10 protein-coding genes are annotated in these 14,464 nt (G+C 43.6%); 4 read left to right on the top strand and 6 right to left on the bottom strand.

Annotation, left to right across the window (positions count from 1 at the left end):
• The first annotated feature begins 7 nt into the window (after positions 1 to 7).
• Positions 8 to 1,543 (top strand): amidophosphoribosyltransferase, encoded by a 1,536-nt coding sequence (gene purF, locus ACQKC9_RS04085; protein WP_101205374.1) that lies wholly within the window; start codon positions 8 to 10, stop codon positions 1,541 to 1,543.
• Between the two features lie 119 nt (positions 1,544 to 1,662).
• On the opposite strand, the gene ACQKC9_RS04080 is transcribed toward purF, so the two are convergent.
• From ACQKC9_RS04080 to yajC, 6 genes are all read right to left on the bottom strand, one after another.
• Positions 1,663 to 2,022, bottom strand: a complete 360-nt coding sequence (locus ACQKC9_RS04080) for an AzlD domain-containing protein (RefSeq protein WP_427620597.1) — start codon at positions 2,020 to 2,022, stop codon at positions 1,663 to 1,665.
• Entirely contained in the window at positions 2,012 to 2,743 is a 732-nt protein-coding gene (locus tag ACQKC9_RS04075; RefSeq protein ID WP_427620596.1) for an AzlC family ABC transporter permease, read from the bottom strand. The genes ACQKC9_RS04080 and ACQKC9_RS04075 overlap by 11 nt, the downstream gene beginning before the upstream one ends.
• A gap of 155 nt (positions 2,744 to 2,898) precedes the next feature.
• Positions 2,899 to 4,302, bottom strand: a complete 1,404-nt coding sequence (locus ACQKC9_RS04070; protein ID WP_427620595.1) for an MATE family efflux transporter — start codon at positions 4,300 to 4,302, stop codon at positions 2,899 to 2,901.
• A 231-nt stretch (positions 4,303 to 4,533) separates the two neighbouring features.
• The gene (gene secF, locus ACQKC9_RS04065) at positions 4,534 to 5,796 is read right to left on the bottom strand and encodes a protein translocase subunit SecF (RefSeq protein WP_290176124.1); all 1,263 of its coding nucleotides are present in this window, start codon (positions 5,794 to 5,796) and stop codon (positions 4,534 to 4,536) included.
• Positions 5,797 to 5,805: 9 nt separating this feature from the next.
• A complete protein-coding gene (gene secD, locus ACQKC9_RS04060; RefSeq protein ID WP_101205370.1) occupies positions 5,806 to 7,683 on the bottom strand; it encodes a protein translocase subunit SecD in 1,878 nt (625 codons plus the stop codon).
• A gap of 378 nt (positions 7,684 to 8,061) precedes the next feature.
• Positions 8,062 to 8,391 carry a preprotein translocase subunit YajC gene (gene yajC / locus ACQKC9_RS04055; protein ID WP_057759529.1) on the bottom strand — a complete coding sequence of 110 codons (330 nt, stop codon included), beginning with the start codon at positions 8,389 to 8,391 and terminating at the stop codon, positions 8,062 to 8,064.
• Positions 8,392 to 8,946: 555 nt separating this feature from the next.
• Here yajC and ACQKC9_RS04050 point away from each other — a divergent pair.
• The 3 genes from ACQKC9_RS04050 to ACQKC9_RS04040 all read left to right on the top strand — a co-directional run bounded on the left by ACQKC9_RS04050 (position 8,947) and on the right by ACQKC9_RS04040 (position 14,368).
• A complete protein-coding gene (locus ACQKC9_RS04050; RefSeq protein WP_427620935.1) occupies positions 8,947 to 10,245 on the top strand; it encodes a CNNM domain-containing protein in 1,299 nt (432 codons plus the stop codon).
• A gap of 400 nt (positions 10,246 to 10,645) precedes the next feature.
• The gene (locus tag ACQKC9_RS04045) at positions 10,646 to 11,140 is read left to right on the top strand and encodes a hypothetical protein (RefSeq protein ID WP_101205368.1); all 495 of its coding nucleotides are present in this window, start codon (positions 10,646 to 10,648) and stop codon (positions 11,138 to 11,140) included.
• 243 nt (positions 11,141 to 11,383) lie between these two features.
• Positions 11,384 to 14,368: a LysM peptidoglycan-binding domain-containing protein gene (locus tag ACQKC9_RS04040; protein WP_427620594.1), complete on the top strand. Its 2,985-nt coding sequence runs from the start codon at positions 11,384 to 11,386 to the stop codon at positions 14,366 to 14,368.
• Positions 14,369 to 14,464 lie beyond the last annotated feature (96 nt).

Genomic DNA, 14,464 nt, shown 5'->3' with positions numbered 1-14,464 from the left:
AGCTATTATGTGTGGAGTCATTGGAGTTGCAGCTCACGAACCAGTCAATCAGATTCTTTATGACGGTTTGACGATGCTACAGCATCGCGGGCAAGATGCAGCAGGTATTGTCACTTTGCAAGATGGGCGACTCTATCTACGTAAAGAAAATGGCATGGTACGTGACGTATTTATGAATCGTCATATGATGAAACTGGTTGGTAAGTTCGGTATCGGTCACGTTCGTTACCCGACAGCTGGTACTTCTAGCAGCGCTGAAGCGCAGCCATTTTATGTTAACTCACCATATGGTATTACCCTTGCGCACAATGGTAACTTGACCAATGCTGAGAGTTTGGCCAAATCTTTGTACATTGAAGATCGTCGCCACCTTAATACTGACTCAGATTCTGAAGTACTGTTAAACGTATTGGCACATGAGATGCAGAATCTAGGCAAAACACATCCAACTGCTGATGATATTTTTGAAGCAGTAAAAGCCGTCTATAAACGCTGTGAAGGCGCTTACGGCGTTGTCGCTTTAATCACGGGTCATGGCTTACTGGCGTTCCGCGATCCAAATGGTATCCGTCCACTTATCTTTGGTAAGCGTATGGCACCGAATGGCGGCACTGAGTATATGGTCGCTTCTGAATCAGTTGCATTGACAGGTTCTGGCTTTACTATCGTTCGTGATGTAAAACCAGGCGAAGCAATTTTCATTGATTTAAACCATAAGCTACATACGCATCAGTGCGTCGAGCAAAAAGAATACACGCCTTGTATCTTTGAATATGTTTACTTTGCTCGTCCAGATTCGATTATGGACAATATCTCAGTTTATAAATCACGCCTACGCATGGGTGAAAAACTGGCAGATAAAATCCTTGCTGAATGGGGTGAGGATCATGATATCGACGTGGTCATTCCAATTCCAGATACGTCGCGTACTTCAGCGATGGAGCTGGCGTTAAAAATGAACGTCAAGTATCGTGAAGGGTTTATGAAAAACCGCTACATCGGTCGTACGTTCATTATGCCAGGTCAGCAGCAGCGTAAAAAATCAGTTCGCCAGAAACTCAGCGCTGTGCCGCTAGAGTTCAAAGGCAAAAACGTACTGTTGGTTGATGATTCTATCGTTCGCGGTACGACCTGTCATGAAATTATTCAAATGGCACGAGATGCTGGTGCTAATAAGGTGTTTTTTGCCAGTGCTGCGCCACCAGTGAAATTTCCAAACGTATACGGCATTGATATGCCAGTACGTAGCGAGCTTATTGCCTCAGGTAATAGTGTCGAAGAAGTACGTGATATCATCGGCGCCGATCGTTTGATTTTCCAAGATTTGGATGATTTGATCGACGCAGTAAAAGATACCAAACATAGCCGAGTGGAAGGTTTTGATTGTGCGGTATTTAACGGCTGCTACATCACTGGCCAGATCAATGAAGCGTATCTTGATCACCTGCAAGAGCAGCGTAATGATACTGCCAAAACTGGTAAAAAAGGCGTACAAATAGTGGCTGATACCCCAGTTGATATGATGGGTGTAGAAGAGCTTTAATTCCTATTAAAGCCATTGTTTTCAGATAACAAAAAGCTAGATTCTAAATGGAATCTAGCTTTTTTATGTTTAAAATATCGCTAAGGGTACTGACGTTTATATAAATGGACAAAACAGCTTTAGCCTAGAAAACTGCTAAATAGCCAAAACAGACCATTGATTGCTGCAATACCGACAACCATACTGACCAAAAGCTGACGGCTGATATGATAAATAAATAATACCAAAATAAGTGCGCCGATTTGTGCCATTAATAGATGTAATTCGATATCACTTAAAGTAACAGTCGTCGATATGTCTTGATAAGAGAGGCTAGTCAAAATTAGAAGCACCATCACTGATAATGGTAAACTCTCATTTAATCGATGTAGCCAAGGTGTGTCTAGCAGCTTTCTAGGTATCAGTGCGGGTAGCGCACGAGTGATAAAGGTCACTGCTGCCATGGCAAGCATAGCAAAAATAAGATAACTACTGGTCATAAGAGTCTCCCGTCTTTTGACGCTCTATCCAAAACCCACGTACCAAAATCATAAACATACAGATAGTGATGGCTACTAGTAGCAACCAGTCACTGGTAAATAGCGAGGCAATGATTAAGCCAAGCACGGCAATACCAATCGGGAAGTAGCGTTTGATACTTTGAAATTGCTCATAAGCAAGAATCGCAAACAGACAAACCAAAGCAAAATCTAAATTTGGTACCAAGTCACTGAGCGTACTACCAATCATGACGCCAACCGTACTCGCGAGTACCCACCAGCTTTGGTTAAAGAGGCTGATAGGAAGTATGAGCGCTCGTCGTGACTCATTTGGTAAGCTTGTCATGATCGAAAAAGTCTCGTCGGTCAAAGCAAAAAGACAATATGTTTTGGCCAGCTTATTTTTTGGTAGATACTGTAGCAACGGCATACCATAGAATACATGGCGTAGATTAATCGCGGCAATATTGGTGGCGATATTGCCAATCGGTAGGCCAGCGCTCAGCATTGGCAGACAAGCGTATTGAGCTGCACCAGCATAGAGAACGATACTGAGCATAATCGTTGCCCATATCGGGATACCTGCTACCTGTGCAAGTACACCAAAGGCAATACCGGCAGGCAAATAGCCCATAGCAACGGGCAAGCTTTTCTTAAAGCCCTCAGCCCAGTTGTAATGACTCTTATGTTGGTGGCTTAATTCATTTGAATGAGTATTCACATGACATCCTAAATTTTTCTTATGATATTTTTATAAATTTATCGATATAAAAATTATTGATTCAAACGGTATTACTGTAAAATTAAAAAATGAAAAACGAGCTTAATAAAAATGATCTATCGAAAATTGATAGAGCAAACATAGTATAAAATTAACTAAGCTTCAGGTTGTAGTTTCTCATAACTGCCAGTCTGATTAGCACGGTACAAAAACCCACCTAGAATGATTAGTCTTAATAATAATAGACACCACACGCTAAGCCAAATACCTGTCATATCCCATTGCTGATAGAGCAACCAGCTCAAAGGGAAGAAAATAGCAGCCAGTATCAGCGCCGCATTACGAATCACGCTACCAGCCGTCAAACCGAAAAATATCCCATCCAGCCAATAGGCACCAACACCAACCAGAGGCAATAATACGGCATATAAATGGTAGTCATAGGCGAGGGTAAACACCGACTCAATATTGGTCATAAATCCCAAATACGTAGGCATTGCAAGCCACCAAATAGCGCTTAACACGATAGCAAGGCCATAACTAACCACGCCTGTACGTTTGACGATAATACGAAACCGTGGCCAATCACGTCGTCCTGCAGCTTGTCCACTTAACGTTTCAGCAGAGACAGCGACGCCATCTAAAGCGAAGGCAGATATGCTTAATACTTGCAATAAAATAGCATTGGCAGCCAGTATGACATCACCGCTTTGGGCAGATAGTCGAGTAATCCAAGCAAAGCTTAGCGTTAAGATAAGAGTACGTACAAAGATATCTTTGTTCAAAGAAAATAGCCTAAGCATTTTTTCTTTCGTAAAATACTGTCGATCTGCTTTAAATAATACAGACCACGATATTTTTAAGTGTTGACGGCTCAACCACAGTGCCAGCAGTATTCCAAACCAAAATGCAATAGTGGTTCCTAGTGCGACACCAGCTAATCCCATCTGCATTGCAAATACAAAAAACAGAGTCAGTACGATATTAAGTACGGCAATAAAACCCTGCTGATACAGCATATAACGTGTCTTGCCTTGTCCTGCAAACCAACCAATAAATGCAAAGTTCATCAGCTCCGCGATCACGCCCCAAAAGCGTACGTCTAAGTAGGTTTTCGCTGCGCGGCCACTCTCAGGATTGGCTGATAGTGCTTGTAAGCCAAAATCAATCAGCCATGGCTTTGCGAGTAGTAATATTGCTCCGATAACAAATGCCAATAATAAAGCGCGCTGTAAGATAGATAGTAAAGGCGTGGGCACTGATATGGTTGATGTATTGCTATTATTAGCTAATTGTCCCAATGCCTGCGCAGCAAGCCCAGATGATGCATACTGCAAAAAGTTAAAGCTAACAAGCAATAGCGATAGTAGCTGTATGGCCAAACCCATGCCAGCAAGTTTCGCCGTGTCATTCATATTGCCTACAATGGCCGTATCAATCACGCTTTGCAATGGCATGGCCAAATTGGCCAGTAGCACAGGCAGTGCAATCGCGACAATACGTTTATAGCTTGTGTCAATAGGTGGCATCGCGTGAGAAGTTGCGGCATTAGCTGACATGGGTGACTCGTTTATGCGTGAACGATAAAGAGATATGTTCGTTAAATGATAATAAGTTCGTAAGGCAGGACATTTAATATAAGAGACAAAATAGCTATAAAGACAAAAGCACCTAGACTCATTATTCATGAGTCAGGTGCTCTTATTTAAACGTTGTAGCTGTGCAATCAGTAGGTCTATAAAGACTGATGACACGCTATTTCAACGTATCAATCCATCTAATATACCTTACTAGACGTTGTCTTGCTCAAACATTTTTGGATCATTGAAAGTAACGATTTCTTCTTCAAACTCTGGTTTTACTTTTACGATAAAGTCATCACGCGACAGACCCATGCGTAGCGGAATCGAGCTGGCGATATAAGTCGATGAGTAAGTACCCGCAAGTAAACCAATAAACAGAGCTACTGAGAACCAGTATAATCCATCACCGCCCAAGAAGAGCATGGCTAGTACGACCAACAAAACAGTTGAAATGGTCATAATCGTACGGCGTAGCGTCTCGGTCAATGACAAATCAATCGTCTGTTCTGGCGTAATTCCACGAACACGGCGGAAGTTTTCACGAATACGGTCATAGACAACGATGGTATCGTTCAATGAATAACCAATCAATGCCAATACCGCAGCCAACACCGTCAAATCAAACGGAAAGCCGAATAGTGCAAATACACCGATGGTTACGACAGCATCATGGAACAGTGACAGTACAGCACCTAGAGACAATTTGAACTGGAAGCGTAGGGCAACATAGCCGAGCATACATACCAGTGCCAATACCAATGCCATGACTGAGTTTAGATAAACCTCATTACCAACTTGGCTACCGATGATATTTACGTTGCTAATCGTAGCGGTGTTGCTAGGTAATGCCAATGCTTGCGTTAGATTTGCGCTTAGCCCATCGACGTTATCAGACTGAGGAGGTAGACGTACCAATAGCTCTTCACGAGTACCTAGATACTGTACAACCGCATCATCAAAGCCATTGTCTGCCAATGCTTGTACAACAGCAACTTGCTCAACAGGCTGCTCATAGCGAACGTCTGCTGAGACACCACCAGTAAAATCAAGTCCTAAGTTCAGACCGTTTACCGCGATAGCAATGATACTACCGATCACCATAAATAAAGATAGTAGTGCCATCGGCTTTTCTATCTTCATAAATGGAATGATACGCTGGTTGCCAACCGCTTTGATGCCACCTTCAGCGACAGCTGCGGCATCATCAGCGGCGTCACCTGATATTACGTCAGAATCAACAGCGGTAGACAGCGCTTGACTGTCCTTGGCATTTTGACCTTTACCGCCGCGATGACTAGGGCTTTTACCTGACTTTGCAGTAGTAGGATTATTGGTTTTAGTATTGCTACCTTTACCATCACGACGCGGTTTGTTACGGCGACGCGTACTTGCATTGGTCGTGTCACCGTTTGAGCCATTTCGATCAGGATTATTCTGCTGTTCTAAAGGGTTGTTATTATCGATCGCCATAATATTCTCCTAACCGATGCTCAGACTTTTGATGGATTTACGCTTACCATAAGCAATTTGTACCAGTGCACGTGTCACCAAAATTGCAGTGAATAGCGAGCTGACAATACCAATAGCTAGCGTAATCGCAAAGCCTTTAATCGGACCAGTACCAATCGCAAATAGGATAAACGCGACCAATAAGGTTGTAATGTTGGCATCAAAAATACTACTAAATGCCCGGTCAAAACCTGCCACGATGGCTGATTTTGGCCGGACACCATTGGCAATCTCTTCTCGTATTCGCTCAAAGATCAGTACGTTGGCATCAACTGCCATACCAATGGTCAAAACGATACCTGCGATACCAGGTAGGGTAAGTGATGAACCCAAAATTGACATAATGGCAATGATAATAATAACGTTAACAGCTAGCGCAACGTTGGCAATTACCCCAAACAAACGATAGAAGATAATCATAAACGCGAAGACTAATAGATAGCCGACCTGCGTAGAGAACAATCCTTTATCGATGTTTTCTTGACCGAGTGATGGACCGATAGTGCGCTCTTCTACGAAGTACATCGGTGCAGCAAGTGCGCCTGAACGTAGCAATAGCGCAAGCTCGGCTGCTTCAGCACTACTATCTAGACCAGTAATACGGAACGATGAACCCAGTACCGCTTGAATGTTGGCACGGTTGATGACTTTGGTTTCAGCATAAGGTGTGCGTACTTCAGTCGTCTCACCAGTCGCTGGATCTTCTTCGTAAGTGATTCTCTGTTTGTTTTCAATGAACAATACAGCCATCTGTTGACCAACAGCTGTACGTGTGGCGTTCTGCATGAGCTTGCCGCCAGCACTGTCCAAGGTAATACTTACTTCAGGTAGACCGCTTTCATCCAAGCCAGTTTGCGCGTTGGTTACTTTGTCCCCAGTGACGATCGCTTGACGATCTAACAATACAGGCGGGCCATCAAGTGTTTCGAATGGGAATGCTTCTGTGCCTGCTGGAGGTATGCCGCCAGTATAGGTGTCGGCGTCTTCTGCCACCATACGGAACTCAAGGTTTGCAGTACGACCAAGTACACGTTTCGCTTCAGCGGTATCTTGTACACCAGGTAGCTCAACGACGATACGGCTAGCGCCTTGCGACTGTACCAAAGCTTCGGTAACACCCAGCTCAGCAATACGGTTACGTAGAGTCGTCAAGTTCTGGTTGACCGCGTAGCTATTGATTTCGTCAAGTGTCGCATCGTTATACGATAAGACCAATGCAGGACCTTGATCATCAATAGAAGACTGCAAGTTGAACGTATTGCTCATCGAGCCTTGTAATACGTTCTGTGCACGGTTACGAGTATCAGTATCAGCAAAATGCAATACCACGCCGCGATCTTCGGTTTTGATACCTTTGATTGCTACTCGCTCAGCACGTAGCTCACGTCGCATATCACGACTGGCACTGGTCAAACGCTGTTCAAGCGCCTTGTCCATATCGACTTCGAGTACAAAGCGTACACCACCACGTAAATCGAGACCAAGCTTCATCGGTCTTGCACCGATATCGCGTAGCCACTGCGGGGTTGTCTGTGCTAGGTTAAGGGCAACGACATAGTCTTCGCCCAAGTTTTGACGTAGCACTTCTTGCGCTTTTAGCTGATCGACTGGGTTGTTGAGGCGTACAAGTGCGCTGTTGCCCTCAAACGTACCATCGTGGTTATCTAGACCTGCCTCTTCGAGTAAGCTTTGAGACTCAGTTAAGATGCCTTCAGATAGCTGAGTTCCTGCTGCTGCGCTCGTAATCTGCACAGCAGGTTCGTCAGGGTAAAGGTTGGGGGCAGCATATAGACCGGCAACGAGTAGCACGACGGCAATTAGTAAGTATTTCCAAGCGGGATATTGCATAATCACTTCTTTAAGTTGATAAACGACTGGCGACGTAGGCCACAAGTTAGCAGATGGGAAGTTAGCGATAGCAACGGTTGAGTGCTATGTTCAGCAGCCGTCATCATGCACCATTGCGATCATCCGCGATGATAGTAACGCATAAAACAGTAAAGCAAATAATACAGATGTCTATTTATCCGGTCACCAAAAATTATATGGCTGACTTGGATAAAGATAGGACATCTAAACAGTAAGCCTAATTTATATAGCAATTTTACCTTACTGTGTTAATAGCGAAAAATGACCGTAAATCATATACGGTCATTTTTTAGTCATTACATTCGTTAATGTGACGACTATTGAATGTTCACTAATAAAAGCTAGTGAACATTCTAATTAGACGCTTTCGATCGTGCCAGCAGGCAATACTGAAATAACAGAAGCACGTTGTACTTTCACGTCAGTATTGTTGTTTAGGCTCACAACGGCATAATCGCCTTCGATTGCTTTGATACGGCCCATTAAACCACCAGCGAAAATGATTTCACTACCCACGGTCAATGCGTTAACCATGGCACGGTGTTCTTTAGTACGCTTAGACTGCGGGCGAATGACCAAGAAGTAAAAAATCGCAAAAAACGCAACAGGCAGTAAAATCTGACCGAATAGACCTGCAGCACCTGCAGTCTCTGGCGCAGCATGGGCAGCTTGAATAAATAAGCTCATAATATCTCTCAGTAAGTCATAGACAATAATAAAATTAGACGCATAGTAACAAAAAATCCCAGACTTGGTAACTGTTAATCATAGGCTGAGCGTGTTTTTCTTAGCGTAAGGCATACTATCAGCCAACGGATAGGACAACAATGTTTTTACTATATTCAGATAACCTATATAAAGCCTCAGCTTAAATAGCTGTCATGAATTGGCTAGTAAAGATGTCGTCATACAACCGTTAATAGTAGGGCAATAAAAGTCATCAAAAAACAAAAACTTAAAAATGGCGACTTATTGTGAAATGGTATCATCAATGCTACTATCAAATGGCAATGATTGCCTGTATTTAGTATGCTACATATTGAACCATATTACGCTTTTTAAAGCATAGTATGACTTTGAAATAGCGATTAAATCAGCTAAATCAGCTTTGAGTAACTATTTATACGATAGACAGATGCATTCTATTGCTTTATTAATAGTAATCTGAAAATCGATATAAATTGCTCATGACATTATCTTCCTTTTTCTCTTTTTAGGTTACCTAACTTGTTCACCACTTTTATGTTTGTACCTCGTTTATGTCGTCCGCGCGCTCATCGTAAAGACGCATCTGCAGAACCTCCCCCGAGAATGACTACTAGTTCTCGATTTGGTTATACTTCTTTTTCGGCACTATCTGCATTAGCAATATTTATGCTACCGCAGGCAGTGTGGGCAGCTGGTGCTGTATCAGCATCTAGCGAGGCGGCAGCACCAACTGCGCTTAGCGTTTCTTTATTGATATTTTTTGTCTTACTCGCTATTGGTGTCTCCTTTGTCTGTTCATTAGCAGAGTCTGTTTTGCTAAGCATGACGCCATCGTTTATTGCAGATGTGCAAGAGACCAGTCCCAAAAAAGCAGAAATGCTTAAAAGCCTGAAAGTGGATAATATTGATCAGTCACTAGCCGCTATTTTAACGTTAAATACGGTTGCCCATACACTCGGCTCTATCGGTGCGGGTGCACAGGCTACGATCGTCTTTGGTAGTGCGTGGTTTGGTCTGTTTTCTGCCCTCATGACGCTTGCTATCTTATTCTTGTCTGAGATTATCCCAAAAACATTAGGTACAGTTTACTGGCGTCAACTAAGTGGCTTGGTTGCTTATTTCGTTCGTGGCATCATCCTGCTGCTATACCCATTAATCTGGTTCTCAGAGCGTCTGACAAAACTATTGGTACGTGGTAAAGAACCGCAAACATTTAGCCGCCGCGAATTTGCTGCTCTTGCTAGTATCGGTGAAGAGTCAGGTCAAATTGACCCACTAGAGTCGCGTATCATTCGTAACTTGCTCGCGTTTGGCGCGATTAAAGTCGAAGACATCATGACCCCGCGATCAGTGATGCTTGCATTCGAAGAAAATAAAACTGTTGCTGAGCTATTGGTTGATCGTCCAAAGCTGACGTTTTCTCGCTTGCCGATCTACGATGGTGACTTGGATAACATTACTGGCTTTGTTCTAAAAACGGATATGCTACTGGCTAAAGTTAATCATGCTATGCATAAGCCGTTGACGCAGTTTCAGCGCGACATCACTTTTGTTTTCTCTAAAATGAAGCTGTTTGACTTGTTAGAATTGATGCTAAAAAACCGTATTCATATTGCGATTACAGTCGGTGAATATGGTGAAGTTAAAGGACTTGTCACGTTAGAAGATGTATTTGAGACATTGTTAGGTCTTGAGATTGTCGATGAGATAGACCGCGTCGAAGACATGCAGGCCTTGGCTCGCCAGATGATGGATAGACGGGTAGAGCGTTTGGGCATGAAGCTCAGCGATGATGAACAGTATGAAGACAGTAACAGCGAACCTAAGTACTAACGAAACCAAGTCTTAACGAAGCCTTAACTATGCCTTAACGATGCCAAACTCTAACGTTAATAGCTTAACCATAGTATTGACGGTTCTACAGATTGATGGTTTAACAATGGTCAGCTCATTATGGGCTGACTATACAAATAGAGCCACGAAGCATCTAACCGTTTGAGCTAGGATTTACAGCATAAAATGTTAAGAACATTTGATTTGATAGCTTGGGTTTTTATTCGCAATAATTACACAGGGTGTCACATGGCTGTGAGAATTCGATGATAGGCTCGGCATATGATATGAGTATACTTATATAGATATATCTATACAGATACACTGCCGAAATAAATGATAAAAGAGCGTTAATCGTCACTATATGACACTAACGAAAAAAATATCGCTAAGGATTATCATGAAAAAATTATTGGGAAATAGGCTATTAGCTCTATTGGTGAAAAGCGCCAGCATTACTGCAATCGTAGCAGTAGCCAGCACCATCAGTATCAATGCACAAGCGGCAACTATGACCGAGGACTTGGTACAGAACTATGCCGCTGCAATGAAAGCATCAGCGAATAGCCAAAGTATCAATCAGGTATCGCGCCTTGTATCAGATGACGCGCTTATTTCTTTATCTAGAAAAGGTAAATCTACCAGTTTAGACAAAGACGCGTATTTAAAGCTGCTTCAAAACAGTTGGAATGATACGTCTAATTATCGCTATGATATTTCGGTAGATAATGTGGTGATTACTGGTTCACAAGCCAAAGCCAATGTGACGACCAATGAGAGCTGGGTAAAAAATGGTCAGCAAGTATCATTTGTCACCACATCTCGTGTGACCTTGACCTTGTCTACTGGTAATGCAGTGCTCTTGCGCGCAGTATCTCAGGTGGCTATTAATTAAGTCGCCATTAACTAAGCAAGACTCGAAATACAATAGGTCATATAAGCAATAGCTAATCTAACTGGCTGAGATTCTAACCTATAAAGGGTTTTAGTTGGTTAAACAGTTATTACTTAGTTTTATAGGCTACTTGAGCGTCTATTATTATCTTTTATATTAGGCTAGTCTTTGCTTTACATTGCATACTATACTATCCATCAACTTTATCTTATTAATTTCTGTCGTTAGGAAACCTCCAATATCATGTCTACTGTGCTATCACACTCTCGCTCATTTATTGCGTTGCCATTGACGCTTGCGGTATCCACTTTACTGATTAGTGCGTGTAGCAATACATCAGCGGTAAAAAACAAAGGTGCGACCAATAGCTCATCTGTCATCACTAAAAGTCCTGCCAATCAAGGGGCTAATACAGGTAGTGCAGATTACTCAACTGCGTTTTTGGACGCAGAGAGTTTAGATGAGTTGGCTGACTTGTTAGAAGCCACTGACATGACCATGGTAGAAGGTAACCAGCTTGCTATTCAGCAATATGGTGATTTGTGGAATCGTCTACGCGCAGGCTACCGTATGAATGGGGGTAAGCCAATCTATAATCAGCGTATTGAAGGTCAAAAAAGCTGGTTTACCAGTAGACAGGATTATCTAAATCGCCTAACTGCACGTGCCAGTCGTTATATCTATCATACGGTACGAGAGGCAGAGCGTCGCAATATCCCAACAGAGCTTGCCTTGTTACCAGTTATCGAAAGCTCTTACGATCCAAGTGGTACGAGTAGTGCGGCAGCTGCGGGCTTATGGCAGTTTATCCCGAGTACAGGCCGTATCTATGGCTTGAACCAAAGCAGTACTTATGATGGTCGCCGCGATGTTATCGAATCGACACGTGCTGCCTATGACTTCTTGACAGCACTGCACAATCAGTTCGGTAGTTGGGAGCTAGCATTGGCTGCCTATAACGCTGGCCCTGGCCGTGTACAGAAAGCAATCGATGCCAATGCAGCGCGCGGACTACCAACAGACTATTGGTCACTTCAATTACCGACTGAAACGATGAACTATGTGCCGCGTTTCTTAGCTGTAGCCGAAATCGTTGCCAAGCCTGAGCAGTATGGTGTGTATCTACCAGCTATTGCTAACCGTCAGCATTTCCGTAGTGTACCTGTTAACTATGGTGTGAGCTTGGCAGAAGTATCGCAGTTAACTGGCGTTAGCTATGATGAGCTAGAGCGTCTAAATACCGCACTGACATCAGGCCGCGTTGATTCTTCAGGTCCACAGCGTGTCATCATTCCTAACGACGTCAGTCTCAATGCTGACGCCAAACTAAGCGGGCTCAGAGGTAATGGTACAGGCAATGTACTCGCTTCAAACAACGCAGGTAGCTCAAGTACAACAGCCACGACGCCAAGCTACAATAACAAACCATATACTGCCTCATCACTGCCATCTACTGGTAGCGCATTGGCCGATTATGCCGCTAGCGCAAGTGTACCTCAGCAGACCACGAGCTATATCTCACCATCTGCGACACCGACTAGCAGCTCGGTATACAGCGGCAATTCCTCAGCTCGTACTGAGCCACCACTGACCACCGCAGAGACTAACAAGATCAATGCTGAGCTTAAGAGCAGTAACAGCTTACCGACAACCTCAGCTCAGATTACTCAGAACAATACGATTGTCCAAGAGCCACCGCTTAGCAAAGAAGAGCGTGATTTTATTGCTAATCAAATCCGTAGAAATACTTCTGAGACCAATGTTATCAATGCTGACGGCAACATCAATCTATCAGCTGTACAGACGCAGCAGTCTATCTTAGAAGCGAGTGGCGCAGAGAAAAAACTTAGCTTTGCTAAAACCTCGGTAAGTAAGCCAAAACCACAGGGCGCACGTACCACTTATACGGTAAAACGTGGCGATACGCTCTCGAACATTGCGAGTCGAGCAGGGGTTAGCTGGCGTGATATCGCAGAATGGAACCAGATAGATGCCAGTGCCAATTTGCTCTCTGGCAGCACGTTATATCTATATGATGCCAAGACTATCGAGCCATTGAGTACTGCTAACAACGCAGCCGCTAGTCAGCCTGATAGTTATGTTGTACAAGGTGGTGATACGCTTATCGGTACGGCTAATCGTTTTGGCTTATCAGTTACCCAACTAGCCAGCTACAATAATCTGAGCAGCCGTGCTGATCTGCTCAGAGGTCAAAAACTATGGCTCATACCGGGTAAAGTGACTGCCCCTGCGACGACACCTGCAGCGCCTTCTACCAAGCCGAGTAAATCAAGCACTGCGACCAAAAACTATAAAGTAAAAGCAGGGGACGGCTTAATTGCATTGGCACGTCAATTCAACGTCTCGACAGATACTTTAGCCAGCCTTAACGGCATCAACAGCACAAGCTCGCTGTATGTTGGTCAGACGCTTAAAGTGCCAGCCAGTGTTGATTTTGATGCTGCAAGTACGACAAGTGCTAGTAACAGCTCAAGCTCGGTCGCGACCACCAATTACAAAGTGAAATCAGGTGATACGCTGATTGGTATTGCGAACAGCATCGGAGTGAGTGCAACGGAATTGGCTGCGGTAAACAGCAACTTTGATGCAAAAGCTCGCCTGCAACGTGGTCAAACGATTAAAGTTCCTGCTACTAAAGAGTTGGTTGATCGTCAGTTAAATGACAAAGCGGTCAGCTACAAAGTAAAATCAGGTGATACGCTAACGGGTGTCGCCAAACGCTACAATATTGGCTTAAGTGATTTGGCATCAGCAAATAACTTAAATACCAATTCGAATCTGATACTGGGTCGTACTATCACTATCCCTGCGAGCGGTAGTGTGGCAAGCGCATCTAGTAGCAGTCAAAGCAGCAGCTCTGCTAGTAGTAACAGTAGTAGCTCAGCAAGCAGTGGTACGAAATTAGGTAATACTGAAAGCTACAAAGTTAAATCTGGCGATGGCTTAATTGCTTTGGCACGTCAGTTTGGCATCTCAGTAGAGGACTTGGCAGCGACAAATGATCTAGCGACCAATGCTCAGCTACAACGCGGCCAAACGCTTAAAGTACCAAAAGCGACAGTAAGCTACACGGTTGGTTCGGGCGACAGCTTGATTGGTCTAGCACGTAAATATGGCGTATCAACGCAAGAGCTGGCTGATATGAATAATATTGCCGCGGATACGATGTTGCAGCGTGGTCAGCGTCTGACAGTTCCAAATCGCTAATGAATAAAATATTAATGGATACCGTTTAAACGAGACGTCATTGATATTAACTGTTAATCGTAACGCATAAAAAAGCTGCTCTTTATAAGAGCAGCT

Source organism: Psychrobacter sp. NPDC078409 (genome assembly GCF_050268505.1).
Taxonomy (GTDB): domain Bacteria; phylum Pseudomonadota; class Gammaproteobacteria; order Pseudomonadales; family Moraxellaceae; genus Psychrobacter.
The sequence above is the reverse complement of the archived record's forward strand: the minus strand, read 5'-3'. Positions and strand labels throughout refer to the sequence as shown.

Coding starts and splice junctions, on each gene's coding strand:
- ACQKC9_RS04080 (WP_427620597.1), bottom strand. CDS start 2,022: ATGACCAGTAGTTATCTTATTTTTGCTATGCTTGCCATGGCAGCAGTG.
- yajC (WP_057759529.1), bottom strand. CDS start 8,391: ATGAGCTTATTTATTCAAGCTGCCCATGCTGCGCCAGAGACTGCAGGT.
- ACQKC9_RS04070 (WP_427620595.1), bottom strand. CDS start 4,302: ATGTCAGCTAATGCCGCAACTTCTCACGCGATGCCACCTATTGACACA.
- secD (WP_101205370.1), bottom strand. CDS start 7,683: ATGCAATATCCCGCTTGGAAATACTTACTAATTGCCGTCGTGCTACTC.
- secF (WP_290176124.1), bottom strand. CDS start 5,796: ATGGCGATCGATAATAACAACCCTTTAGAACAGCAGAATAATCCTGAT.
- ACQKC9_RS04050 (WP_427620935.1), top strand. CDS start 8,947: ATGTTTGTACCTCGTTTATGTCGTCCGCGCGCTCATCGTAAAGACGCA.
- ACQKC9_RS04040 (WP_427620594.1), top strand. CDS start 11,384: ATGTCTACTGTGCTATCACACTCTCGCTCATTTATTGCGTTGCCATTG.
- ACQKC9_RS04045 (WP_101205368.1), top strand. CDS start 10,646: ATGAAAAAATTATTGGGAAATAGGCTATTAGCTCTATTGGTGAAAAGC.
- purF (WP_101205374.1), top strand. CDS start 8: ATGTGTGGAGTCATTGGAGTTGCAGCTCACGAACCAGTCAATCAGATT.